The sequence below is a fragment of the Synechococcales cyanobacterium CNB genome (assembly GCA_030263455.1).
GTDB lineage: Bacteria > Planctomycetota > Phycisphaerae > Phycisphaerales > UBA1924 > CAADGN01.
The window spans coordinates 417,649-441,358 of the sequence record SZOZ01000002.1 but is presented as its reverse complement, the minus strand read 5'-3'; the positions used below and the strand labels follow the sequence as shown (position 1 = coordinate 441,358).

19 protein-coding genes and 1 pseudogene are annotated in these 23,710 nt (G+C 69.2%); 9 read left to right on the top strand and 11 right to left on the bottom strand.

Going from position 1 to position 23,710, the window contains the following annotated elements; genetic code table 11:
- The first annotated feature begins 3 nt into the window (after positions 1 to 3).
- Both FBT69_03480 and FBT69_03475 read left to right on the top strand, forming a co-directional pair.
- Positions 4 to 192: a hypothetical protein gene (locus FBT69_03480; protein ID MDL1903859.1), complete on the top strand. Its 189-nt coding sequence runs from the start codon at positions 4 to 6 to the stop codon at positions 190 to 192.
- Positions 193 to 275: 83 nt separating this feature from the next.
- Positions 276 to 1,799, top strand: coding sequence for a hypothetical protein (locus tag FBT69_03475; protein ID MDL1903858.1), 1,524 nt, complete (start codon positions 276 to 278; stop codon positions 1,797 to 1,799).
- A 146-nt stretch (positions 1,800 to 1,945) separates the two neighbouring features.
- Here the strand turns inward: FBT69_03475 and FBT69_03470 are convergent, their stop codons facing one another.
- The 3 genes and pseudogenes from FBT69_03470 to FBT69_03460 all read right to left on the bottom strand — a co-directional run bounded on the left by FBT69_03470 (position 1,946) and on the right by FBT69_03460 (position 3,175).
- Positions 1,946 to 2,215, bottom strand: a complete 270-nt coding sequence (locus tag FBT69_03470) for a hypothetical protein (protein ID MDL1903857.1) — start codon at positions 2,213 to 2,215, stop codon at positions 1,946 to 1,948.
- A complete protein-coding gene (locus FBT69_03465; GenBank protein MDL1903856.1) occupies positions 2,212 to 2,706 on the bottom strand; it encodes a hypothetical protein in 495 nt (164 codons plus the stop codon). The genes FBT69_03470 and FBT69_03465 overlap by 4 nt, the downstream gene beginning before the upstream one ends.
- Before the next feature lie 316 nt (positions 2,707 to 3,022).
- A pseudogene (locus FBT69_03460) lies at positions 3,023 to 3,175 on the bottom strand (hydrolase).
- A gap of 120 nt (positions 3,176 to 3,295) precedes the next feature.
- Between FBT69_03460 and FBT69_03455 the strand changes: the two are divergent.
- Positions 3,296 to 3,655, top strand: coding sequence for a hypothetical protein (locus FBT69_03455; protein ID MDL1903855.1), 360 nt, complete (start codon positions 3,296 to 3,298; stop codon positions 3,653 to 3,655).
- A gap of 76 nt (positions 3,656 to 3,731) precedes the next feature.
- Here FBT69_03455 and FBT69_03450 read toward each other — a convergent pair whose 3' ends face one another.
- The 5 genes from FBT69_03450 to FBT69_03430 all read right to left on the bottom strand — a co-directional run bounded on the left by FBT69_03450 (position 3,732) and on the right by FBT69_03430 (position 8,060).
- Positions 3,732 to 4,370, bottom strand: coding sequence for a hypothetical protein (locus FBT69_03450; protein MDL1903854.1), 639 nt, complete (start codon positions 4,368 to 4,370; stop codon positions 3,732 to 3,734).
- A 95-nt stretch (positions 4,371 to 4,465) separates the two neighbouring features.
- Positions 4,466 to 5,119, bottom strand: coding sequence for a guanylate kinase (locus tag FBT69_03445; protein ID MDL1903853.1), 654 nt, complete (start codon positions 5,117 to 5,119; stop codon positions 4,466 to 4,468).
- A gap of 114 nt (positions 5,120 to 5,233) precedes the next feature.
- A complete protein-coding gene (locus tag FBT69_03440; GenBank protein MDL1903852.1) occupies positions 5,234 to 5,872 on the bottom strand; it encodes a hypothetical protein in 639 nt (212 codons plus the stop codon).
- Positions 5,873 to 5,983: 111 nt separating this feature from the next.
- The gene (locus FBT69_03435; GenBank protein MDL1903851.1) at positions 5,984 to 6,946 is read right to left on the bottom strand and encodes an aspartate carbamoyltransferase catalytic subunit; all 963 of its coding nucleotides are present in this window, start codon (positions 6,944 to 6,946) and stop codon (positions 5,984 to 5,986) included.
- Between the two features lie 79 nt (positions 6,947 to 7,025).
- Entirely contained in the window at positions 7,026 to 8,060 is a 1,035-nt protein-coding gene (locus tag FBT69_03430; protein MDL1903850.1) for a hypothetical protein, read from the bottom strand.
- Between FBT69_03430 and FBT69_03425 the strand changes: the two genes are divergently transcribed.
- Positions 8,059 to 8,778: a UbiX family flavin prenyltransferase gene (locus tag FBT69_03425; GenBank protein MDL1903849.1), complete on the top strand. Its 720-nt coding sequence runs from the start codon at positions 8,059 to 8,061 to the stop codon at positions 8,776 to 8,778. The genes FBT69_03430 and FBT69_03425 overlap by 2 nt on opposite strands.
- A gap of 80 nt (positions 8,779 to 8,858) precedes the next feature.
- Here the strand turns inward: FBT69_03425 and dnaE are convergent, their stop codons facing one another.
- A complete protein-coding gene (gene dnaE / locus FBT69_03420) occupies positions 8,859 to 12,881 on the bottom strand; it encodes a DNA polymerase III subunit alpha (GenBank protein MDL1903848.1) in 4,023 nt (1,340 codons plus the stop codon).
- Positions 12,882 to 13,243: 362 nt separating this feature from the next.
- On the opposite strand from dnaE, the gene FBT69_03415 reads away from it, so the two are divergent.
- Positions 13,244 to 13,951: a hypothetical protein gene (locus tag FBT69_03415; protein ID MDL1903847.1), complete on the top strand. Its 708-nt coding sequence runs from the start codon at positions 13,244 to 13,246 to the stop codon at positions 13,949 to 13,951.
- A gap of 371 nt (positions 13,952 to 14,322) precedes the next feature.
- Positions 14,323 to 14,589 carry a hypothetical protein gene (locus FBT69_03410; protein ID MDL1903846.1) on the top strand — a complete coding sequence of 89 codons (267 nt, stop codon included), beginning with the start codon at positions 14,323 to 14,325 and terminating at the stop codon, positions 14,587 to 14,589.
- A 51-nt stretch (positions 14,590 to 14,640) separates the two neighbouring features.
- Here the strand turns inward: FBT69_03410 and FBT69_03405 are convergent, their stop codons facing one another.
- Together FBT69_03405 and FBT69_03400 are read right to left on the bottom strand one after the other, a co-directional pair.
- Positions 14,641 to 15,987, bottom strand: a complete 1,347-nt coding sequence (locus FBT69_03405; protein MDL1903845.1) for an insulinase family protein — start codon at positions 15,985 to 15,987, stop codon at positions 14,641 to 14,643.
- Between the two features lie 211 nt (positions 15,988 to 16,198).
- Entirely contained in the window at positions 16,199 to 17,974 is a 1,776-nt protein-coding gene (locus tag FBT69_03400) for a hypothetical protein (protein MDL1903844.1), read from the bottom strand.
- A gap of 91 nt (positions 17,975 to 18,065) precedes the next feature.
- Here FBT69_03400 and FBT69_03395 point away from each other — a divergent pair, with 91 nt between their 5' ends.
- The 3 genes from FBT69_03395 (at position 18,066) to FBT69_03385 (ending at position 23,576) form a co-directional block, all read left to right on the top strand.
- Positions 18,066 to 18,779 carry an RNA polymerase subunit sigma gene (locus FBT69_03395; protein ID MDL1903843.1) on the top strand — a complete coding sequence of 238 codons (714 nt, stop codon included), beginning with the start codon at positions 18,066 to 18,068 and terminating at the stop codon, positions 18,777 to 18,779.
- Between the two features lie 9 nt (positions 18,780 to 18,788).
- Entirely contained in the window at positions 18,789 to 22,151 is a 3,363-nt protein-coding gene (locus FBT69_03390) for a hypothetical protein (protein ID MDL1903842.1), read from the top strand.
- A gap of 174 nt (positions 22,152 to 22,325) precedes the next feature.
- Positions 22,326 to 23,576 carry an HD domain-containing protein gene (locus FBT69_03385; GenBank protein MDL1903841.1) on the top strand — a complete coding sequence of 417 codons (1,251 nt, stop codon included), beginning with the start codon at positions 22,326 to 22,328 and terminating at the stop codon, positions 23,574 to 23,576.
- Positions 23,577 to 23,710 lie beyond the last annotated feature (134 nt).

Genomic DNA, 23,710 nt, shown 5'->3' with positions numbered 1-23,710 from the left:
ACGATGTTGACGACACGAACCGCCGTCCGGCCGCGCGTTCCGAACCCGAAGGAAGCCCCCGACGCCCGCGACCTGCCGCACGGGCTGACCATCTTCCTCAACGGCCGCGATCGGGCGCGGGTTCTTCGCGCTCTCCGCCGCCTCGACGGCAACCGGGCCGTCGCGCTCAAGCGCGCCCTCGGACTTGACTGAACCTGTCACGCGGAGTCGCTCGGACGCAGAGCGGGAAACTCGCAGGCTGTGCGCCATCCCCCAAGGCCGCACCAGGGGGGGGTATGGATCTCATCGAGCACGGCCCGCTGGACATCCCGCGCACGCCGGACGACCTGGAGCGCAGCCTCCGCGCACTTGCGGGCATCTCGGTGCCGCGCCGCGCGCTCACGCCGGGCCACAGCGCGCCTTTCGACTACCTCGCCCACGCGTTCTTCGAGGGCGCGCCCGTCCAGGGTGAAACTCCCGTTGAGCCGCCCGACGCCGTTGTCTGGGCGAACCGCGGCGGGGGCAAGACCTACCTCGGCGCGCTGGCCACCATGCTCGACCTCGTCCATAAGCCCGGCATCGAGGTCCGCATCCTCGGCGGCTCGCTGGAGCAGTCGCGCAGGATGCACGCCCATCTCCGCGCCCTGTTTGCCCGCGAGCCGCTCGCCGGTCTCGTCGAGGGTCGGATCACCGAACGCCGACTCGCGCTCACGAATGGTTCCGTCGTCGAACTCCTCGCCCAGTCCCAGACCTCCGTGCGGGGTACGCGTGTGCAGAAACTCCGCTGCGACGAGGTCGAACTCTTCGACCCGGAAGTCTGGGAGGCGGCCCAACTCGTCACTCGCTCCAAGGTCATCGGGCTTGCCAACGGCGAAACGCTGGTCGTGCGGGGCACCATCGATTGTCTCAGCACGATGCACCTGCCGCACGGCCTCATGCACGCCATCGTCGAGGAGTGCCGCGCGGGTCGGCGTCGGCTCTTCCGCTGGGGCATCGCCGACGTGCTCGCCCGCTGCGGCCCCGAGCACGCCTGCCGCGCCGACGACGCCGACTGCGCCCTGCTCCCCGAGTGCCGCGGCCGCGCCAAGGCGTGGGCCGACGGCGAGTGCGCCGGGCACGTCGAGATCACCGACGCGCTGGCCATGAAAGCCCGCGTCTCGGCGGCCGCGTGGGAGGCGGAGATGCTCTGCCTCCGTCCTTCGCGCACCCACGCTGTTCTTCCCGAGTTCGACCGTCGCCTGCACGTCATCCACGATGATCCGCCGGACTCGCCCGCCAACACCTGGATCGCCGGCATGGACTTCGGCTACCGCTCGCCCACCGTCGTGCTCTGGGGGTGCGTCGATTCCGCCGGCGTCCTCCGTGTCGTCGCGGAGCGTGTCGAGAGCGGTCTCATTCTCGGCGAGCACGTCCGCGCGATCCTCGAATCGCCGTGGCCGCCCGGCGGACACGCGCGGCTGGCGTGGATCGGCGCCGATTCAGCGGGACGACAGATGAACGACCAGACCGGCGTCAGCGCGGTCCAGGCCATGAGCCGCGCGAGCCTCCGCGTCCGCACGCGAGCGATGGGCGTGCAGGAAGGTCTCGCGCTGCTCCGTGCCCGGCTGCGCCCGGCCGCGGCCGGCGTTGCTCCGCGACTCTTCGTCCACGCCCGATGCGCACGCCTCGTTGAGAGTCTCGAACGCTACCACTACCGTCCCGACAAGCCCGAAAGCCTCGAACCCGTCAAGGACGGCCACGACCACGCCGTCGACGCCCTGCGATACATGGTTCAGAACCTCGACGCCGCGCGCGAGTGCGCATCCGCGAAGTACGTCTGATGCCGAATCTCACGCCGAGGCGCTGAGCACGCGGAGCGTGAGAACGAGGCCTTCGTGAACGGCGGCGCCTTGCGGGTGGGGCGCGGCCTTGCAGGCGCCGTCCCTCTCGCCTCCGTTCCTCCTCTGCGTCTCCGCGTGAGCCATGCCTAGTCCGGCATCGGCGCGAGAGCGGGCACCACCACCTGCACGAACAGGTACGACGCGATCCCGAGCAGGATCATCGACACCACGATCTGTGCCGTCAGCACGAGCACGCGCTTCCAATACCCATCGAGTGTCGGCATCCGCACCGCGCGGTAGACCACCGCGATCCCGAACGACATCGGGACGACCAGCAGGAACCACCAGCCGTGGGCGTCGATCGGGTCGAGGAACGGCCGCCACGCGAGCAGCAGCCCGAGCGAGGGGGGGGTCATGCCTTCTCCTCGCGCCTTCCCGGGAACGCCGCGTCGAGCGCCACGATCAGGTTCATCATCCCCGCGATGCACGCGAACAGTGTCCCCAGTTCGTTCATTTTTCCGAGGCTCTTGGACGCCGGCGGATGCTGTCCCCCGAGGGCCGGCACGAGCCTTCCCGATTCGTCCCTCGCCTCGTCCGGGTTCGCCGAACGCAGCGCGCCGGTCTGCGGGTCGATCCCCTTGATGCGATGCTGGTGCAGGTAGTCCGTGCCGAACGCCACCGGTCCGACCAGGGCCTGCCCCACGAACCACCACCGGTCTTCCTTGGAGTCGACCACGTCGATCCCGCCGATCAGCAACCCTGTCAAGAACAGGCCGAGCACGCCGGACGCGATCAGGATGGCTCTCTTCCGCTCGCCGAGGAACCAGTGCCCCGCGCCCGGAAAGGCGAGCGCCAGGATTGCGGCGAGTGGGTCGAATCGTGGCGTCGTATCGGCGGAGGTCGGCATGGGGGTGGCGGGGAGCGTGAGGAGGTGTGGCGGTGGAGTGGGTAGGAGGCTAGGTTTGGCGCGTCCCCGAGAAGCGGGGTGCAGGGTATTGACAGGCTGGGGACGGTCGGTAGTGTACCGCGTTTTCCGATCCGGGCTTCGCGGTAAGCCCCGGCGGGACGGCCCCGGGGTGGGGCCGAGCGGGCGTGGATGCCCGGGAATCGGGCCGGCAGCGGCCCCGAGAAATGGGAAGGTGAACCATGGCTGCGGATCAGCTTCTTCTGACGGAGTGCGGGACGGCCGGGCTGGAGGAACCCTGGTGGCAGGTCGTGTCCGGCCCCGTGTGCGGGGAGGATGACGACGACGACATCGACGAGGAGTTCGACGACGACTTTGACGATGATGACGATTACGAGGACGACGAACTCGCCGACGACGAGGACGAGTTTGAGGACGAGGAAGAGTTCGACGATGAGGAGGAGGAGGAAGACCTGTAGCGCGCGGTGACGGGGCCTGTCCCGCTCCGGCGCGGGAGGGCCTCGGCATGGCGGCAGAGCGTCGGAGAGAGCGCGAGGAACCGGCACCCAGGCGGGATCGGCGACAGACCGTGGTGGACCGTCGCCTGGACCCGCAGGCCGGCGGGTCGCAGGGTGTCGTGACGGGCTTGGAACGTCGCCGCGGCCCGGGCCGGCGCCTCAGCGACTTCCGGAAGGCCGCGGAAGAAGGCGAGATGAACAAGGAACAGTTCCTGTTCCTCATGGCCATCGACGCCTTCAAGCGCGCCAACAACACCTGGTATCCGAGCTGGACCGACGTCCTCGAAGTGGTGCGCCTGCTCGGCTACCGCAAGACGCTCCCCAGTGAGCTTCGCATCGAGTCCGCCGAGGACTGGCAGGAACCCCCCGACTCGCCCGCCAACGTCCGACCCGAACGCTGGGCGGAACGCTTCGAGTGCGGCGAAGCGGCCTGATCCTCGGCGAGCGCCGCGGCACGACGCAGCCCGAATCGGGCCTGCCCTTGTATCATGGCTTTGCTGCTTTGCGGATCTACCGCCGTCTCCGCAGCCCCACGAGCGCGCCCAACGCCAGCGCGGCCAGCGTCCCCGGCGCCGGGGCGTGTTCCGTCTGGATCACGATGTTGTCCATGAACGCGCTCTGGAAGAACGGGTTCGCTCCGGCACGGAAGAGGACCGACGAGAACACCTGTCCCGGGGCTGCCGTGAACTCCACGCGGGTGGGCGGGTCCGTCGAGATGTCCGAGTTGCCGAGGTACGCGTAGGCCGATCCCAGCAGGTCTCCCAGCCCTTCGATGTCAACGTAGGCGTGAATCTCGGCCGTGTCCTGGTCCTGCCCGAAGTCGCCGAACTCGATCGAGATCGCCGCTACAGGACGGCTGAACGACATCAGGAAGTAGTCATCTTTGAAGTAGTTGAACGTGGGTGAGAGGTGCCGGCTTCCCCACGACGCGGGCATGGTCTCCCCCGACGAGTTCCACACCGTGAACTTTTCGCCGCTCGTGCGTTCGATCAGCGCCGCGAACCCGTCATGCACCAGAAGCAGGGCGGTCTTGTCCCCGGCCGAGCGGTTCGGGTTCCCAGGAAGGTTCTCGAAGTCGAACACGATCGTGTCGCCTGGCGCGGAGGCAGCCGCGAGCGCGACACACACGACGGCCGGGAGCCGAGTCATGGCCTGGCCTCCCCGAAGCGAAGTTCCCACCCTGCGGCGTTCGCGCCCACCGCGCTCACGCCCGATCCGTCCATATTACCGATACGAACCTCGGCTCAGTGCTGGTTCCGGTTATCCGTCCGTCTTGTCCGTTCCTCCCGAACCGTCTCGACAGCCTCCCGGATCGCTCTCGCCAGGTCGTCGTTCACGAGAAAGTGATCGTAAACCCCGCTCCCACGGGCCTCTGCGATCTCGCGACGGGCCTCGGCGAACCGTCGCCGGATCGCCTCCTCGGGTTCGCGCTTGCGGGCACGAAGCCGCTCCAGCAGGGCCTCCTCTCCCGGCGGCAGCACGAACAGCCCGAACGCCTCGGGCATGGCCGCCTTTACTTGCCGTGCCCCCTGCACGTCGATCTCCAAGATCACCAGCCGACCCCTGGCCAGTTGCTCCTCCACCCACCGTCGCGGGGTGCCGTACTTCCGCCCGAAGACCTCGGCGGACTCCAGGAACTCTCCCGCAGCCCGCATCCGCTCGAACTCCGCGTCGGTCACGAAGTGGTAGTCCACACCCTCGACGTCCGCTTCCGTCTTCGGCCGCGTCGTCGCCGATACGGAGAAGACCGAGTCCGCGATCGACCGCTCCACGCCGCGCGTGATCGACGTCTTCCCGACGCCCGACGGCCCCGAGATGATCAGCAGCATCCCGTCCGGCGTGTCAGTCGGCAGACGCCGCCGCGTCGCCCCCGGATTATCCTGCTCGCCCGCGCCCATGAGCCGACAGCATACACCCCGCCCGCGCGCACGACGCGGGCCGACCATGTGCGAGCCTCTGGGATCAGCCCGCGCAATCCCGCACCGAAGAGCACCGCATCGACCGAGGGGCGCTCACCGCCGCAGGCGCGACGCCGCGAGCGCGGCGACCCCCAGCGCGGTCAGGCTGCCCGGCGCGGGCAGGCTGCGCACGTAGAAGTGCATCGGGTCGGAGTCCGCGTACATGCCGTTCGCGTCCCACGCGACCAGGGTCAGCTGGTACAGTCCGGGCTTGTTCACCATGAACTGCTGCCCGTGGGGGTGTCCGCCGACGCCGACGTGGAAGCTTCGTCCCTGGCGTGTGTCCGCGGAGAACTGGGCGACGTTCTCCAGCGAGGTTCCGTGCCGTTCCGCCCAGGCGATGTCCGCCTTGCGCGGCGTGCCGACGTGCTCGAAGCCAGCCAGTTCGTACCAGAAGTCCCCGCCGTCGAGCCGTCCGGTCGCGGCGTAGAAGTCGCTGGTGAGCGTGCACTCCGCGCCGACCTGCCATCCTGCGTACTTGCCTGACCCCCAGACGAAGAATGTCTCCCGCGTTACGCGCTCGTCGTCGTGCAGCAGCCAGCCGTCGCCGTCGATGGTGAAGTGCTCCTCGCCCGCGTAATACCCGACGGCGATGAGCGTCTTCCCGGCGAGCGTGTCGATCGTGGCGTGATTCTCGTGGGCGAGAGCCGAACCGGCGAGGCCAGCGACGGTGAGCAGGGCGAAGGTACGCATCGTTTTCTCCAGGTGAATGTGGCGAAGAAACAACGCCGCCAACCCTCCGGAACGGAGCGCGGCCGTGTCAGACCATGCCACAGGTTCCGACAGGTGCAAATCGAAACCACGTCAAGAATGAACCGGCAACCCGTCCAGACACCGCACGAGCGAGGCCATCCGGACCGGAACCCCGTTCGCCACCTGCTTCAGGATCAGGGACCGATCCGAGTCCGCGACCTCGCCGTCGAGTTCCAGCCCGCGGTTCACCGGCCCCGGGTGCATGACGACCGCACCCGGCTTCATCCGTTGCGCCCGCTCCGACGAAAGACCGCATGCGGCACGGAACTCCCGCAGCGACGCGAACGCCGGCGACGCCATCCGCATCGCGTCCCCGTGCCGCTCGAACTGCACGCGCAGCATCATCACCGTGTCGGCGTGCGGCAGCACGGCGTCGAAGTCGTGCTCCACCCGCACGCGCTGTGCCAGCGCGCCCAGCGAGGGCGGTGCCAGCGCGGGCGGCCCCACCAGCGTCACCGTCGCCCCCAGCGCGGTCAGCCCGAAGACATTCGAGCGCGCGACGCGCGAACTCACCACGTCGCCCACGATCGCCACGTGCAGCCCGGACAGGTCCAGCGTCTCCGCCCTGCCCATCGCGTCCGCGAGGGTCAGCGCGTCGAGCAGTCCCTGCGTCGGGTGTTCGTGCCGGCCATCGCCCGCGTTCAGGACGGCGCAGCCCACCCGCCGTGCGATCATCTCGACTGCGCCGCTCTGCGACGCTCGCACGACCAGCGCATCGACGCCGAGCGCCTCGACGGTGCGGGCGGTGTCGGTGAGCGTCTCGCCCTTGGCGTGGCTCGATCCCGCCACGGGCAGGTCGATCACTTCCGCCCCCAGCCGCAGCGCGGCGATCGAGAAACTGGTGCGTGTCCGCGTCGAGTTCTCGAAGAAGAGCGTGCCGACCGTTCGCCCGGCCAGCCGAGGCGCCAGCGAACCCGAAGCCGCCAACGCACGGAACGCGATGGCCTCGCGGAGGATCGCTCTGATCTCATCGGCGGGCAGGTTGTGCAGCGTCAGCAGGTGCGGCGAGGGCATGTGCCGGGGAGTGTAGGAGAAAGGAGACCGGGGCCTGCAAGGCCCCGGACCGGCGTTCCTGCGAGTTGATCGAACCCGGTCAGTCGCGTGCAGGTGAAGCGTCCGCCTGCCTGGCTGGGAACGGGTCCCGGATCGCCGCTCCCAGCGAGTCCCCCGCGCCCAGCGTGGTCCGTGAACGGGGCGCCGGTTCCGCCACGGGAGAGGCCGCGGCCTGCGCCCGGACTGTCCCCATGGTCCCCGGCCACACGATCCACCACGCGGGCGGCACGGCACACGCGCCCGCCGCCCCGCTCCCGTCGTCCACCGGCTCCATCGTCTCAACCTTCGGCGGTGGGGGGGGTGGCTCGCGCGAAGGCTCGACCGTGATGAGCACAGGCTCGCGGCGCATCACCTCGTCGTTGAACGGGTCACGCGCGGGCGGTAGCCAGACCGTCTCCCGCGGTTGTGCTGCCCGGGCCGTCTTCTCAACTTCCGTCATTGTTTCGGCGGGTGCATCGCTCGCCGGCTCGTTGACGGGCGCGGTGTCGGATTCCACCGGGCGGGGTGACGCCTCGCGCCGCGCACGCTGATGCCGCTGCGGCTCCGTCGGCAGGTAGTACGGCTCCGGCGTCGGGACCACGCCGATCGCCCACGGCTGCGTGTGCTCCACGCGCCACGAGGTCCACCCCGTCCGACGCAGCCAGACCGTGGTCGTCTGGTCGAGCGGCGATGACGTTACCCCGAGCGTGAACACCGGACGCGTCACGTCCACCTTGGCCCGATCGCTCCGAATCCAGATGCGACCGACGTGGTACGTCGGCAGGTGCGCTGTCTCGTCCGTCAGCGGCCGGGCGTTCGGCCCCGCCTCGCGGACGGTCGCCAAGTACCACTCTCGCTTCAATCCCTGCGGCAGGTTCAGTGCGTACTCGTCGGTCGGTGGCGGGTAGTGCTCCACGGCCCAGCGAGCCGCGGTGCTCATCAACGCCGCCAGCGTCGCCCCGTTCGGGTCTTCGTCCGGCGTCGCCGCAACCCCCAGCGACGACGGATAGCTCGTGTGGTGGACCGTGTTGCACGCCCCCGCGGCCAGGGCCAGCGAGAGCAGCGCAGCGTGCATCCGTGCGGTTCGTGTCTTCATGGTCCTTCGATCGGCGGGATGCCCCGCTTTCCTAGAGTTGGGCGTGATCCGCGAGCCGAGCAGCGCGACAGGCCGATTCGTCCTGGGCATCACCGGCGCGTCCGGCGCGGCCTACGCCCTTCGGCTTCTGGAGGTGCTCCTCCGGGGCGGGCACGAGGTTCACTTGGTGGTCAGCGACTATGGCCGACGCCTCCTCGCCGACGAGGCCGGCGTGCGCACGATTACCCTCGAAGGGCTGTTGCCCGACATCGCTTCATCGACCGGCGACGATCCACGCGGTCAGTGCGACCGGGGGCGCGACGTCGGCACCCTCTCCGGCCGCCTCGTCGTCCACCCCAACAGGGACGTCGGTGCGGTCATCGCCTCGGGCAGTTTCCTCCACCGGGGGATGGTGATCCTCCCCTGCTCGAGCGCCACCCTCGGTGCGATCGCCTCGGGCAGCGGCAGCAACCTCCTGACCCGCGCCGCCATGGTCTGCCTCAAGGAACGAAGACCCCTCATCCTCTGCCACCGCGAGACGCCGCTGAGCCTCATCGACATCGAGAACATGCGCACGCTCACCCTCGCGGGCGCCACCGTCTGCCCCACCAACCCCGGCTTCTACCTCCACCCCCGGCGCGTCGAAGACCTCGTCGACTTCATCGTCGGCAAGACCCTCGACCTCCTCGGCGTCGAGCACGGGCTGAAGACCCGGTGGGAGGGGACGTCGCTGGAGTAATCGAACGGCAGTGCAAGACTCACATTTGGAGTTTGCGGCTCTCAAACCCCAAGTTTCCGTCGTATCTTGGAGTTTGACGATCAGCCGCTGCGGTAGTTGGAGCGTCCCGGCCGATCGATCTCCACGCTCTGCCCACCCACCAGGTTCAGCGCCTCCCGGCCCAGCAGTTCCGCTAGGGTTACCAGCGTCTCCGGCGCGAGCGGGCACCGAAGCGGCGACCCCGGCTTGATTTCGCACAGGCAATCCCCCGTGTCGATCAGCAGCTCGACCGGCACCGAGGGCTGCCCCCCGTTCACCGCGCCAGGCCCCCCGTTCGCTGCTCCATTCTTTGGTGTCGTCCCCTGGCGTCCCAGGATCGCGGCCACCTGCCGCAGTGCCCGTTCCGACGACCCGTTCAGCTTCGGCTCGGAGACCGTGATCCGCAGGCGGCCCCCTTGCAGCGGCACGCCGTCGATCGGCACCAGTGAGTCCGCGATCACCTGCGGCTCGCCGCGTGAGCGGTCGATCCGGCCCAAGAGGAAGAACGGGGCGTCCGTCCCCAGCACGTGCCCGTAGCGCGCATAGGCATCCGCAAAGAGCACGGCGTCCGCCGCTCCGGTCAGGTCTTCGACCGTGATCATCGCCATCTTCTGCCCCGCACTGCGCCCGTTGCGGACCACGGTGGTTCGCACCGACTGCGCCAGCACGGCCAGCCGTACCCGCGTGTCCTCCGGCAGGTCGTGCAGGTCCTGCACCCGGTGGGACGCGAAGACGGCGATCCACGACGCCCACTGCTCCAGCGGGTGGCTGGACACGTAGAACCCGAGGGCGTCCTTCTCGTTGCGGAGCGTTTCACTCTCACTCCACGCCTGCGCCGGCGCGAGCGGAGTCGGTGCGCCTGGCATGCCCGCGGCCTGCTCCGGCTCGCTCCCGAATCCGAAGAGCTGCCCCTGCCCTGTCGCCCGGTCGTGGGCCGCCTTCTGCCCCGCGGCCACCGCCTGCTCGATCGTCGCGATCATCGCCGCGCGGCGTTCGCGCCCGTGCAGCGAGTCGAACGCCCCGCTCTTCACCAGCGCCTCGATCGTCGCCTTGTTCACCGCGTTCTGCGGCACGCGCTCGCAGAAATCGAACAGAGACGCGAAGGGCTTGTGGGAAACGTTGACCTGAAGAGGGGCATCGAGCGAGCGCGGCATCGAGGCGTCAAGCAGGGGCAGTTCGGATCTCTGGCCCCTCGATTTCTCGGTCTCTCCGTCCCGCTCCCGCATGATCGCCTCGATCGCCTTCGCGCCCGCGCCCTTGATCGCGCGCAATCCGAAGCGAACGTGCCCGTGGTGCGCGTCGCGCGGCTCGCCCTCGTCGAAGACGACGGAGAACTCCGCCTGCGACAGGTTGACGTCCGGCGGTCGGACCTCGACGCCGATCCGCAGCACGCGCCCGGTCGCCGGCTCGATGAACCGCGTCCGCTTGCAGTCTTCGAGGTACGGTGTCCAGTCGCTCGCCTTCTGGGCCTGGCTTTCATAGGTGAGGAAGGCGGCCATGTACTGGTTCGGGAAGTACGTTTTCAGGTATGCCGTCTGGTAGGCCACGATCGCGTAGCCGGTGGAATGCGACTTGTTGAACCCGTAGCCGGCGAACTTGAGGATCAACTCGAACAGTTCCTCTGCGGCCGCGAAGCTCAGCCCGTTCTTCTGCGCGCCATCGAGGAAGCGAGACCGTTCCGCTGCGATCGTTTTTTCCTTCTTCTTGCTGATCGCCTTGATGAGGCCGTACGCCGCGCGGAGGGGCACGCCGCCCAGTTCGTGCACGATCAGCATTACCTGTTCCTGGTACACCATCACGCCGTAGGTCTCGGCGGTGTGCCGATCGACGATGGGGTGCACCAGCGGAACGCGGTCCGCGCCGTGCTTGCGTCGGTTGTAGTCCGGGATCAGGTCCATCGGCCCCGGCCTGAAGAGCGCGTTCGCGGCGATCAGGTCTTCGAGCCGGTCCGGCTTCATCTCGGTGAGCAGCCTGCGCATCCCGCCGGATTCGAACTGGAACACGCCCGTCGTGTCCGCCCGCTGGAACATCGCGAACACCCGCGGGTCGTCGTAGGTCAGTCGCTCGAGGTCGAGCGGGTGCGGGCCGCCGTCGCCGGGCGTGCGGCCGACCGCGCCGTAGATCGCTTCTTCGGCCAGCCCCTCGCGGATCAGTCGCTTGGCGCGCTCGATGACGCTCAGGGTCCGCAGCCCGAGGAAGTCCATCTTGAGCAGGCCCATCTTCTCGCAGGTCGGGCCGTCCCATTGCGTGACGATCTCGTGCTCCGCCGCGTTCGTCTGCCGGTAGAGGGGGATGATCTCGTGCAGCGGTCGTGTCGCCACGATGACACCGGCGGCGTGCACGCCCGCGTGCCGCGCCTGCCCCTCGATGCGCCGCGCGGTGTCGATGACGCGCTTCGCCTCCGGGTCGGCGTCGTACATCGCCCGGAAGTCCGGCTCCGCCTCCAGCGCGCGGTCCAGCGTGATCCCCAACTGTTCCGGCACCTGCTTCGCGATCCGGTCGGCCTTCGCCAGCGGCACGCCGAGCACCCGCGCCACGTCGCGGATCGCGGCCCGCGCCTTGAGCGTTCCGAACGTGATGATCTGCGCCACGTGCCCGTACTTGCGGCGCACGTAGTCCAGCACCTCGGCCCGGCCGTCCTGGCACAGGTCGATGTCGATGTCCGGGTACTCCGCACGGTCGGGGTCGGTGAACCGCTCGAAGAGCAGCCCGTAGCGCACCGGGCAGGCGTTCGAGAGGCCGAGCACGTATCCGACCATCGTGCCGACGCCCGAGCCGCGTGCGATCGCGGGGATGCCGCGCTGCCGGCCCCAGTTCACGAAGTCCCAGACGATCAGGAAGTAGGGCGAGATCCCCTTATCCGCCAGGATGTTCAGTTCACGGTTCAGCCGTGCCCGCTCCGGCGACGCATCGCCGATCATGCCGTAGCGCCACGCCATGCCCGCTTCGGCAAGCATGCGCAGTGCGCGGTCACACTCCGCCTTCACCGCCGCGGGGTCCGTGCGGTCGTGTGTCGCGTCGTAGGGTTCGAGCGTGAACGCGGCGCAGTAGGCCCGGTGCCAAGCCGAGAGGTCGCCGCCGAACCGCGGGTCGTCGCGCCGGGGCAGGTCCGCGTCACCGGGGATGCGGACGCGCACGACCGGCGCGTGGTTGGCCCCGATCGGCAGTTCCACGTTGCACCGCTCCGCGATCCGCACCGTGTTCCCCAGCGCCTCTTCCGCCGCGTCGGGCAACTCGCGCCTGAACAGCTCCTCCATCTGCTCCGCGCTCTTGACGTACAACTCCGGCGTATACCGCATCCGGTTCGGGTCGTCCTTGGTTTTGCCCGTCGAGATGCAGATCAGCGAGTCGTGCGCGTCGTGGTCGTCCGCCAGCAGGAAGTGGGCGTCGTTGTCGCACACGAGCGGCAGGCTCAACTCGCGAGCCAGCCGGACGAGGTGCAGGTTGATCGCGTTCTGCTCCGGGACGTGGTGCTGCAACTCCACATAGAAGCGAGGCCCGGTGCCCTCGTCGGAGAACACGCGCGCGTGCCACCGCGCCGACTCGACCGCTGCCTCCCACGCCGTCCTGTCGTCGCGCTGCACGAACCGCAGCAGGTGCTCGCCGATCTCCGACCCGAGGTGCCCGTTGATCGCGATCAGGCCCGAGTGCCGCTCTTCCAGCAGCGCGCGGTCGATGCGCGGCTTAAAGTAGAACCCCGTGAGGTAGGCCTCCGAGCACATCGCCATCAGGTTGTGCCACCCGGTCTCGTTCTCGGCCAGCAGCACGAGGTGGTACCCGCCGTCGGCGACGCCGGTGTATGTCCGGTCGCGCCGATCCCCCGGCGCGACGTACGCCTCGACGCCCAGGATGGGCTTCACGCCGGCCTTGCGTGCCGCCTCGTAGAACGCCACCGCGCCGTGCAGGTTCCCGTGGTCCGTGAGCGCCACCGCCGGCATCCCCAGTTCCCGGACCCTCGCCACGAGGCGGTCGATCCGGTTCGCGCCGTCCAGCAGCGAGTACTCGGAGTGCAGGTGCAGGTGGACAAACCGCGCCGGGGCATCGGTTGCCCCGAGAAACCCCATGGATGGTGTTTCGGCGGGCATGGATCACTATCCCTTGAGACTCAATCGTCCGACTCGCAGTGTACCCGCCACTCCTCTCCCCACGCGCAATCGACAGCCATTCCACCCACCTCCCTCCACCCCGAACAGAGCACGAAGCACGTGCCAGCGGTGTCCCGTTGCTGCCGGGGGGAGACGCGCTCGCCCCATCACCGAACCGGGTGGCTTCCCGGTTTGCTCCTCTGCCATTCGCCGATGTGCCATCTCCCCCATCTCTCCCTACCCGCGCCAACGTCCCTCAATCTGAGCCTCCTGCTGGCGGCCTCCGATCCCGTTTGGCACATCGTGAGTGGCCGGCCTCGACGGGCGATCGTCGGCGCTCCCCGGCCGCAGGAGACCACGACATGATGAAGACCAGTTGTCTTGCCGGTGTGTTCGCGGCTGCCGGGTTCGCGTTCGCTGCGTCGGCTGACGTCGTCGAGATGAAGTTCACGGGAACTGGCCAGGGGCGGAACGTCAAGGTGACCATCGGCGACAAGTCCATGTCCGTCTTTGCCGGCCAGTTGAAGCACAGCATCCTGTCGGGCACCGGCCTGGGCGCGGACCTCGTCGGCGACCACCTCACCTACTGCACCGATCTCTACGAGTACGTCAAGTCCTCGCCCACCACCTACACGGTCGTCACGATCCCCGACATGCCCGACTCATCGCCGATGGGCTTCGCCCGCGCCGGCGGCGTGTACGACCTCTTCAACTGGGCCGGCGGGCAGCAGTTCGATACCGGCGTTTCCAAGGACTTCGCCGCTGCGTTCCAGATTGCCGTCTGGGAGGTCGTCACCGATTACGACCCCGCGATCGGGCGCGCGAGCCTCGACGTGACCGCGGGCGAGCTGAAGGTCAAGGACACCGGCGGCGGGCCGCTCTCCTCGGGCATCTCCGGCCACCTCGTCGCCATGTTCGATGCTGTTGGCTCCGACTCGGCGCGTCGGGGGCTGGTCGGCCTCCGCTCGTTCGGTGCGCAGGACCAGATCACGGTTATCCCCGCGCCCGGTCCGCTGACCCTCGCCGCCGGGGGCCTGCTGCTGGCCGTTCCCCGCCGTCGTAGCCGCTGACGCGGTGACGGAGTTGATCCTGACCGGGGCTGGAACGCTGTTCCGGCCCCGTTTCGATGCGCCTTGCAACCGGAATTCGCACGGATTCGGTGTACGGTTGGGTTGCAGCGAGAGAGCGGATCGGTTCTGATGCTGCGAGAGAGACAAGGAGGTCGGCGTCGTCGTTGCGGGCGGCGCTGATGGGATTCGGTGGGAAGCCGCCCGGAGGAGGGACGGCACGACCGCATGCTGATCGATCGATCCTGGATGCTGCGAGCGATGCGCAGCTGCTTGTGTACCGCGCGAACACGCGAAGCGTCACCCTCCGCACCCCGTGCGGTCAGGCGCAAGCCGGCCGCCGGGGTGCATTTCTTCACGCGCTACCATGACCCGTGGAGCAGTGGCGCATCACCACCACGCGTGCGCACGTCTCCGGTGTTTCCGGGGTCGTTCGCCCGCCCCTTGCGGCGCGTGTCGTCGCCCTGCTCATGCTCGTCGGCGCCGTCGGACTGGGCGTGCTGCTCCTGATACCCGCGTTCATCGTCGGCGCGCTGGTCGTCGGCTGCCTCGCCGGGGTCCTCGCGTTCAGGCGAGCGATCGCTCGCGTCTTCCAGCACGATGGCCGCAGAAACGTCCGCGTCGTTGCGCGCGATGAATGACCGCGCGCGATCGATCCGCCGCGCCTTGGCGGCACTTCTCCTCGCTCCGCGTTATTCACGCTCTTCCTCCTCCGCCCGCACGACGACCCGCACCGCGCCCTCCGCCGTGTGATGTCGCGCGAAGGCGTCGCGCACGCGCTCGGCTGTGATCGTCGAGTACCCTTCCGCGACACCTGCCACCTGGTCCGGTGTATGCCCCCGGTAGGTCATCTGCGCCAGGCGTGCCGACCACGCGGCCGGGTCTGCCGACTGCCGCTCGATGAGCCGCAGCAATCGAGCGCGCGCGGCTTCCAACTCCGTCGCCGCCGGCCCCGACCGAGCGAACGCGTCGAACTCCCGGTCGATCCGCTGCAGCACGCGCCCCTCCGATCCCGGTGCGCACGACGCGGCCACCCAGACCAGCCCGAACCCGGGATGCTCCACGCCCGGCGCGGCGCCCACGCGCACGCCCCCCTCATCCGCTCCCGCCTCCTTGAGGACGGCGGGCAGTCGCTCGGAGAGAGCCTCCGCGCTGAGGTGCAGGGCGCGCACGTCGTCGAGACTTTCGAGGTCCGCGCCGAAGAACCCGCGCATCACCAGCGAATCTTTCGTCCCTGAGGGCGCGCGGGCCTTTCCCTCGAGCGGGCCGCGCGGGCGCTCGATTCGACGCAGATCGTCGTGCGTGCCCCGCCCGATCCTCCCTCGCGCCGCCAGCCGCCCGACGGTCTCGACGATGCCGTCGAAAGCGGTCTCGCGTGCGACTTCGCCCGCGACCGCCAGTTCCACAGGGGAGTCGGCCAGCCTGGCTTCGAGCCATGCCCTGGTCTCGACCTCGTCGATCGCCCGCAGCCGTTCCGGGCCGGGCGGCAGCGTGCGCGGGTCGCGCTCGGGGTGCAGCGTCTCGCTCACCAGCCGCTGGAAGGCAGCCTGCGAGTCTCCCGCGCGTTCCTGATGCACGATCAGTTCGGCGGATCGCCACGAGGCGAGGGCGCCGGCGTCGATCCGCGGCTCGGTCAGCATCGCCCGGAGCGCGTCGAACGCCTCCGCTTCGCGACCCGAGGAACCCGTCAGCGTCAGCACGATCGCATCGCCCGTTGCCCGCGCCTCGACCATGACGCCTTGGCGTTCCGCCTTCGAGCGCGCTCCTCGGGCGTCGCTCCACGCTGCCGCCGCGGCGGCGCTCAGGCCGCGGGTCTGAGCGGTTTCGTGCAACTCTCCCCCAGCGAGGGTGACCGTGACGGCGAATCGCCCGCCCGCGCGGTGGGCGTAGTGAGCGCGGGCGCCGTTGTCGAGCCACGCCGACCAGACGCCGCTCGGCGCGTGCAGGCTGATCTCGGAGACTCGAGCCGGTTCCTGCGCCCACGCCGCGGAGACGCCGCAAACCAGGGCCATGAACACCCACCGCAAACGTTCACGCATCGGGTCGCCTCCTCGACCGTACCGGCGCGCGGGCGCGCCGTTGCAGGGCGGTTGTGCCGCGCGGGCCGGGACTGTACCACGGCTTGGGTGGGCTGCGCATTCCAGGCGTCCCTGTCCGCGTGAGCCGGGGAAGAGCGAACCCGGCCCACCCGCGGAGGTGCGGATGGGCCGGGTCGCGTCGGAACCGGTTGTGGTTCGAGGACGGTTGAGATCAGCAGCCGGCGTTGTAGGCGTTGAGGTACGCCAGCACGTCGAGCGTGTTGACCACGCCGTCGTCGTTGAAGTCAGCGGCGTTCTCCTGCGCGGTCCATGCGTTGAGGAACATCAGGAAGTCCAGCGTGTTGAGGACGCCGTCCTGGTTGAAGTCGGCGTAGCAGGTGTTCGGGACGATCTCGCCGACGCTCAGCACGTAGAACCCGCGCTCGCCGCCTGCGCCGCCGATGCGGATGGTGTACTCGACGCCCTTCTTGACCTGTGCGATGATCCTGGAGTTGAGTTCGAAGGGGCTGAAGTCGTCGTTGCAGGCGAGGGTGTTCTGCGAGGTGGTGGGGCATCCGTCGTGGATGCTGAGGACGGTGTTGAACGAGGAGCCGAAGGTGTCGAGTTCGAGCGAGCCGTCCTTGTCGGCGGTGATCTTGTGGTAGACGTCCGGGGAGGTGGAGAGGCCCTGGCAGTCGGCGCCGCCGTCGAGGACGGCGTAGGTGGTGCAGCCGGTGTAGTAGTCGCCCTGGGTGACGTGCATTGCGCCTTCACAGGAGTCGGACATCCCGAGGTTCAGGCGGAAGTGGTACGCCGCGCCGGCGTTGTTCAGGCCGGAGGGGTCGTTGCCGGGGTCCGCGATCAGCACCCGGTCGATGTCGACGACCGCGGTCTTCGCGAAGGTGTCCGTCCCGCTGTCGGGGTCCGTGTACCGCGCGATCTGGGGCCAGTTCGAGAACCCGACCTTCCGGAACACGTACGCGTACTCTTTCCCCGGCGAGGTCACCGAGACGAGGTCGCCCTTGATCGACACCGACGTTCCGAAGTTCGCATCCGAGTACACCGGGTAGGGCTTGATCGTCGCCGCGTGCGACCACGACGTGCCGTTGTAGTAGTAGATGTACGCGAGGCCCGCGTTCGCCTTGCCATCGACGGTGGCGTTCGGCGCGCCGATGACGGCCCAGTTGCCATCCATCGCCACGTCCGTCCCGAAGCGGTCGCCCGCCGTGCTGTCGGGGGCGAAGATGGTCTGGGTGCGCGCCCAGAGGTTGTTGACCTTTGCGCAGACGAGCACCCAGCCGGTGTCGGTTTTGTTGGCGTGGGTGTCGCCGCGGGGCGCCCCGGCCATGACCTGCGTGCCGTTGGTTGCGACGCTCCAGCCCATCCAGTCGGAGCCGTTGCGGTAGAAGCTCTCCTGGGCGAGGATGCCGGTGTAGTGCCAAGAGAAGTTGGCGTCGCGCTCGTAGATGTGGATGCGGCCCGCGCCGGCCTGGCCCTCGATGTTGGTGAAGGGAGCGCCGCAGACGGCCACCGATCCGTCCATCGCCACGTCCTTCCCGAACGCGTCGCTGCTCGATCCGAGCCACTCCTTGTGGAAGTTCCAGACGTTGCCGGTGCGCTGGTAGAAGAAGACGCGGGCCGCGCCCTCCGCCGAGATGATCGCCTCGGCGCCGTGCAACCCCACCGACGCGCCGAAGAATCCGTTCGGCAGCGAGTACGGCGGGGTGATCTTCGCGTACTCGTTCCACGTCTGGTTGCCGTTGCTGTTGCTGAAGGAGTAGACCGCACCGGCGTCCGTGCCCCGTGCGTTGTCGTCGAACGGGGCGCCCATGATGTACGACTTGACCCCGCCGTAACTCGTCGTGGCGAGGGAGTAGCCGAAGTTGTCGCCCGCCGCTTTGTCGGACGCCAGCAGGTGCTGGAAGCCGCATTGAGCGGAGGCATGGCCGGCGACGGCGAGAAGGGCGGCGGCGGCAAGAACGATCGGACGGGTCTTGAGAAGATTCATGTCATGTGCTCCTGTGAGGGGTGTGTGCCTGGTTCCACGGTCGCTGAGCAGTGCGACGCGGAACCGCCGGGAGGCTGGCGTCCGGGGAGAAATGTCCGAGGGTGTTGCTCGGGGGTGGGTAGCCGCGGAGAATGGCGGCAGCCGGGACCGTTCCCGGGGTTGCCGAGAGGAAGCCGTGGAGCGAGACCACAACCCACCGCCGCCCGCTGCGCCGACCCCGCCGGCCAGGTCCCCGCATGAGGTCACGCTGCTGCTGAACGCGGCAAGCGAGGGCGACCCGAGGGCATCGGCGGAGTTGCTGCCGCTGGTGTACGAGGAGTTGCGCCGGCTGGCTCGCGCGCGGCTTGGGGCCGAGGCGCCCGGGCAGACGCTTCAGCCCACCGCGCTGGTGCACGAGGCGTACCTCCGCCTCGTGGGCGACGCCGAACTCCAGTGGAACAGCCGCGGCCACTTCTTCGGCGCCGCGGCGCTCGCCATGAGGCGCATCCTCGTCGAGCGCGCACGCCACCGAAAACGGCTCAAGCACGGGGGCGGGCGCAAGCGGGTCGAGTTGACCGACCACGCGATGGTCGCCGAACCTCCGCCGGATGACCTGCTCGCGCTCGACGAGGCGCTCGAGCGTCTCGCGGCGATCGACAGCCGCAAGGCCCGCGTGGTGATGCTGCGCTACTTCGCGGGGTTGTCGATCGAGGAGACGGCGGCGGCGCTGGAGGTGGCCCCGGCGACCGTCAAGGCCGACTGGGCGTTTTCCCGCGCGTGGCTCCACCGAGCCTTGACGGAGTCGGCGCACGACGAGACGGAGTAGCGTTGGCGCATGAACCAGGATCGGCTGCGAGAGGTTGAATCGCTGTTCATCGCGGCCATGGAAGTGCCGGGCGATCGCCGCTCAGCCTTCCTTGCCGAACGGTGCGCCCACGACGACGAACTCCGGCGCGAGGTCGAGTCGCTCCTTGGCCATGCCTCCGGCTCCATCGGCATGTTGGACGTGCCCCCGGTCGCGGCGCCCATCGGGGCGACGTTCAACAACGAGCCTGTCCGTTTCGAGACCGCGCTCCCGGCGGACAAACGGATCGGTTCCTACAAGGTCGTCCGATTTCTCGGCGCGGGCGGCATGGGCGTGGTCTACCTCGCGGAGCAGGAACGGCCGCGACGAACCGTCGCCCTCAAGATCATCCGCGGCGCGGTCGCCTCGCCCTCCCTGCTCCGGCGGTTCGAGCACGAGGCCGAAATCCTCGGCAGGATGCACCACGCCGGGATCGCGCAGATCTACGAGGCGGGCATCGCCGAGACCGACGTCGGCTCGCAGCCGTTCATCGCCATGGAACTCGTCGAGGGGCCCCCGATCACAGACTTCGTCGAGGCCAGACGGCTCACCACCGCCGAACGTCTCGAACTGCTCGCCCGCGTCTGCGATGCCATCCACCACGCCCACCAGCGCGGCGTGATCCACCGAGACCTCAAGCCGTCGAACATCCTCGTCGATGCGCACGGGCAGCCCAAGATTCTCGACTTCGGCGTCGCCCGCGCCATGGACGCCGATCTTCAGGTGACGACGCTCCGCACGAGCGTCGGGCAGCTGATCGGCACCCTGCCGTACATGAGTCCGGAGCAGATTGCCGCCGATCCCTCGGAGATCGACAACCGGTCCGACGTGTACGCGCTCGGGGTGATCGCCTTTGAGCTCCTGGCGGGAAAACTCCCGTTCGACCTTCGCTCGCGGTCCATCCCCGAGGCCGCTCGCATCATCCGCGATGACCCGCCGACGCGGCTGAGCGCGATCGACCGCACGCTGCGCGGCGACGTCGAGACCATCGTCGCCAAGGCCATGGCGAAGGACAAAGCTCGCCGGTACCAGTCTGCTGCGGAACTGGCCGAGGACATCCGCCGTCACCTGGCGGGACAGCCCATCGCCGCGCGCGAGTCATCGGCCGCCGAACTCCTGCGTCGCTCCCTGCGACGATACCGCGGGGCGCTGGCGGCTGGCGTCATCATCGCGCTGGCCCTTGCCGTCTTCGCGGTGCACTCCTCGATCCAGTCGGCCAACAACCACGCGCTCGCGATCAGCGAGGCCGCCGCTCGCCGCGAGGAGGCGAACGCGCGTGCCGCCGCCGAGGAGCAACGCCGGCTCGCGCACCAGCTCAACGAGCGCCTTCGGGAACAACTCCATGCGGGTTTGATCGAGCGCGGACGGGCCGAAGGCGTGGCCCTCAACGGCCCAGGCGCGGAAAGCTTCCTCTGGCCGGAGTACCTCGCGGACCCGGATTCACGGCCCGCGCGCTGGGCGCTCTGGGAGCTCTACGCGCGGTTCCCGTGCCTGTGGACCACCCGCGTCGGAACGTCCGCGACCGCCGTTGCGGCGAGTCCGGACGCCACGCGCATTGTTGTGGCGTCTGGTCTTGGCGGGATTACGGTCCTTGACCCGCGTTCCGGCGCCACGCTAGCTGCGGTCTCGCTCGACGAGCCGTCGCGTGCCGCCGCTGTCGTCGCTGTCCGCTGGATGGACGATCACGCCGTCATCACGGCCCACGCCGACGGCACGGTGCGGCAGTGGGGCATCGATGCGGATGGTGCGATCGCGCGCGTTGCCGAGTGGCGTGCCCACGAACGGCCCGTCACGGCCGCAGCCGCCGACCCTGTCCGCGCCCGCCTCGCCGTCGCCTCGAACGACGGGTCGGTCGTGCTCCGATCAACGACCGATGGCGCGCAACTCGCCGCATGGAAATCGGGCGAAGCTGCCGTCGATGCTCTCGCCTTCGATCCCGCTTCCGGTGCCATTGCCTCCGGCGGACGCGACGGAGCGGTCATGCTCTGGACCGTGGACGGCGAGCAGCCGCAGGGCAGGCTCCTCGGCACCAGCGACGGCTCCATCCGTTCCCTCTGCTTCTCCGCCGACGGGGCTGTCCTCTACTCCGGCGCGAGCAATCGCGCCGCCATCCGCTGGGACATCACGGGCCGAACGCCCCCGCGCACCGCCTTCGGCACCACCGACGTCCGGTCCGTCGCGCTCCACGCGGACCAGCGGACGCTCCTGGCCGTCCGCTACCTCAACGCCACGGTCCAGGAGCTCGACGACGAGCGGCGCTCCATCCTCGCCTTTCCTGTCGGTTCCATCCATCGCGGCGACTGGGTCGGCGATCGGTTCGTCACCGTCGAGCTGGACGGCTGGATCCGTCTCTGGGAGTCGAGGCCATGGCCAGCGCGGCGGGACATCCACGCCCACCGGACCTGGGTCTTCGGCGTCGACTACAGCCAAGACGGTTCTCGGCTCGTCACCGGGGGCGGAGACCGCGCCGTGCGGCTCTGGAACCTCCGCGAAGGCGAACTCCTCTGGACTGCGGACCTCTCCCCGGCGTATCGCGCGCGAATCACTCGGTTCAGCCCCGACGGCTCTTCCATTGCCGTCGGATGCAGCGACGGCCGCGTGCTCCTGCTCGACGCCGAGTCCGGGGAACTCCGATCCACGCTCGGCCCGGCCCGCGGCGAGGTCTACGCCCTCGCCTTCAGCCCGGACGGGCGCCGCATCGCCGCTGTCAATGCCGACATGACCGTCGCCGTCTATGACATCGACACCGCAACCACGAGTGCGCTCGCTTCGGGACTCGCCGCGCTCCCGAGAGGCGTCGTCTACTCACCGGACGGCACGCGGCTCTTCACCTCCGGCGCGACCGACGGCATCATCGTCTGGGACGCCGACACGCTCGAACGCCTCGACGTGCTCCGAACCACGAGCACCCCATGGTCCGTCGCCATTACGCCCGACGGAAGAACCCTCGCCGCCGGAACCTTCGGCGCGACGGTCGAGTTCTTCGACCTCGCCGCGGGCGAACGGACCATCGGCGCGGCTCGACACCACCTCGTCGTCGCGGGACTCGCGTTCAGCCCCGACGGCCGGACCCTCGCCTCCGGTGGCGACGACGGCACCGTGAAGTTGTGGGACACCCGCTCCGCGCGCCTCCTCGCCAGCCTCGAATCCGACTCCGGGCCGATTCCCGGCGTCGCCTTCAGCCCCGACGGTCTCTCCCTCGCCTGCGCGACGAGCGCCGGTAACGCGGAACTCTGGAACCTCCGCTACCACGACGCACACCTTGCGGGGAATCTCGAGGCTGCGATCGTGCGCTTCGCCAGGGATGACACGCCCCCTGACCGCCTCGACCGCCTGCGCAGAGCCGCCGAGTGAGGTTCGCGAGCGGTCGGCCCGTCCTGCGGAGGTCCCAATAACCGCGTCGCGCGCGACCCCGGGCAAACGCTCCCGCTCGCGACCCCGCGAAGACCCGGATTCCCCTCACGGTCCCGGAATCCCGCTCGCCGTGCCCCGCCCGACAACCGATGCTCTGAACGGAGCGGCACGCGCATGCTGAGAGTCCCCATCGCACTCGCCAGGCCGGGTATGGAACTCGCCCTGCCCGTCTACCACCCCAAGCGCCAGGAGAGCGCGCTGCTGCGCGCGGGCGTCGTTCTCGAGTCGCACGTCATCGAGCGTCTGCGCGAGCTCCACCTCCGCGAGATCTGGATCACGTACCCGAACCTCGACTTCCTCGCCGAGCACGTCAGCCCCATGCTGATCCAAGCGGGGCACGAGGTGACGACAGCGGTCGCCCCCGTTTTCGAGGCCGCGCGCGAGCACAAGCACGCGCGGCTCGAATACCCCGCCTATCGGCGCGCGGTGCAGGCCCTGCTCGAGCGCCTGCTCGAAAGCCCGCGTGCGCGGCTCTTCATGCACGAACTCGGCTCTGCCGGCCCCCCTCCCATCCGCCACGCGGGGAACGTCTGTCTCCTCGCGCTGCTCATGGGCATCAAACTCGAGTCCTATCTCATGCGCGAGCGATCGCGCATCGACGCCGTTCTCGCCCGCGACGTCTCCAGCCTCGGGCTGGCCGGTCTTCTGCACGACATCGGCATGCTCAGGCTCGACGACGACACGCTCGACCGCTGGAACCGCACGCAGGACGAGTCCGACCCCGCCTGGCAGGAGCACGTCCATGTCGGCTTCCGTATGGTCCAGGGAGAGATAGAGCCGTCCGCCGCCGCCGCCGTTCTCCACCACCACCAGCGATTCGATGGTACGGGCTTCCCCGACCGGGCCACGTTCGACGGGCGCGAGACCCGCGTCGCCGGTCACGACATCCACGTCTTTGCGCGCATCCTCGCCGCCGCCGATCTCTTCGACCGCACGCGCAACCCGATGCACGCCCCGCGTGCGGAACTCAATCCAGTGCCGACGATCCCCATGGTGCGTGCGCTGAATCTGATGCTCGCGCCGCCGCGTTCCCGCTGGATCGACCCCGTCGTGCGCCAGGCCCTCATCGCGGTGGTGCCGCCGTATGCCCCGGGCACGCTCGTGACGCTCAACGACGGGACGCGTTGCGTCGTCGCCGAGTGGACCCACCTGGACCCGTGCCGGCCCGTCGTCCAGACCATCGGCGACCCCACCACGCACTTCGACGACGACGAGCCGGGCGAGCGCATCAACCTCCGCGATCGACCCGACCTCTACGTCGCCGTCGCCGAGGGCCAGGACGTCGCCGCGGACAACTTCTTCCCCGGCCACGCCACCGAGTTCGACCTTGACCTCGCCCTGCGTCGCCAGTACAACGCGGCCTGACGGGCGCGAGCCCCGCGCCGCCGCCTACGCTTTCCCGGGGCGGGGGTCTTCCGGGCCCCCTCTCCGAGCGCGTCGTACCCTTCCCGGGTCGGGGCGTTGCAGGCTCCCTCTCGCCCTTCCTTGTTCACTCAGGC

Bases quoted from the DNA above. Each gene is read 5' to 3' on its own strand.
- FBT69_03480 (MDL1903859.1), top strand. From the start codon at position 4: ATGTTGACGACACGAACCGCCGTCCGGCCGCGCGTTCCGAACCCGAAG.
- FBT69_03475 (MDL1903858.1), top strand. From the start codon at position 276: ATGGATCTCATCGAGCACGGCCCGCTGGACATCCCGCGCACGCCGGAC.
- FBT69_03470 (MDL1903857.1), bottom strand. From the start codon at position 2,215: ATGACCCCCCCCTCGCTCGGGCTGCTGCTCGCGTGGCGGCCGTTCCTC.
- FBT69_03465 (MDL1903856.1), bottom strand. From the start codon at position 2,706: ATGCCGACCTCCGCCGATACGACGCCACGATTCGACCCACTCGCCGCA.
- FBT69_03450 (MDL1903854.1), bottom strand. From the start codon at position 4,370: ATGACTCGGCTCCCGGCCGTCGTGTGTGTCGCGCTCGCGGCTGCCTCC.
- FBT69_03445 (MDL1903853.1), bottom strand. From the start codon at position 5,119: ATGGGCGCGGGCGAGCAGGATAATCCGGGGGCGACGCGGCGGCGTCTG.
- FBT69_03440 (MDL1903852.1), bottom strand. From the start codon at position 5,872: ATGCGTACCTTCGCCCTGCTCACCGTCGCTGGCCTCGCCGGTTCGGCT.
- FBT69_03435 (MDL1903851.1), bottom strand. From the start codon at position 6,946: ATGCCCTCGCCGCACCTGCTGACGCTGCACAACCTGCCCGCCGATGAG.
- FBT69_03425 (MDL1903849.1), top strand. From the start codon at position 8,059: ATGGTCCTTCGATCGGCGGGATGCCCCGCTTTCCTAGAGTTGGGCGTG.
- FBT69_03430 (MDL1903850.1), bottom strand. From the start codon at position 8,060: ATGAAGACACGAACCGCACGGATGCACGCTGCGCTGCTCTCGCTGGCC.
- dnaE (MDL1903848.1), bottom strand. From the start codon at position 12,881: ATGCCCGCCGAAACACCATCCATGGGGTTTCTCGGGGCAACCGATGCC.
- FBT69_03415 (MDL1903847.1), top strand. From the start codon at position 13,244: ATGATGAAGACCAGTTGTCTTGCCGGTGTGTTCGCGGCTGCCGGGTTC.
- FBT69_03405 (MDL1903845.1), bottom strand. From the start codon at position 15,987: ATGCGTGAACGTTTGCGGTGGGTGTTCATGGCCCTGGTTTGCGGCGTC.
- FBT69_03400 (MDL1903844.1), bottom strand. From the start codon at position 17,974: ATGAATCTTCTCAAGACCCGTCCGATCGTTCTTGCCGCCGCCGCCCTT.
- FBT69_03395 (MDL1903843.1), top strand. From the start codon at position 18,066: ATGTCCGAGGGTGTTGCTCGGGGGTGGGTAGCCGCGGAGAATGGCGGC.
- FBT69_03390 (MDL1903842.1), top strand. From the start codon at position 18,789: ATGAACCAGGATCGGCTGCGAGAGGTTGAATCGCTGTTCATCGCGGCC.
- FBT69_03385 (MDL1903841.1), top strand. From the start codon at position 22,326: ATGCTGAGAGTCCCCATCGCACTCGCCAGGCCGGGTATGGAACTCGCC.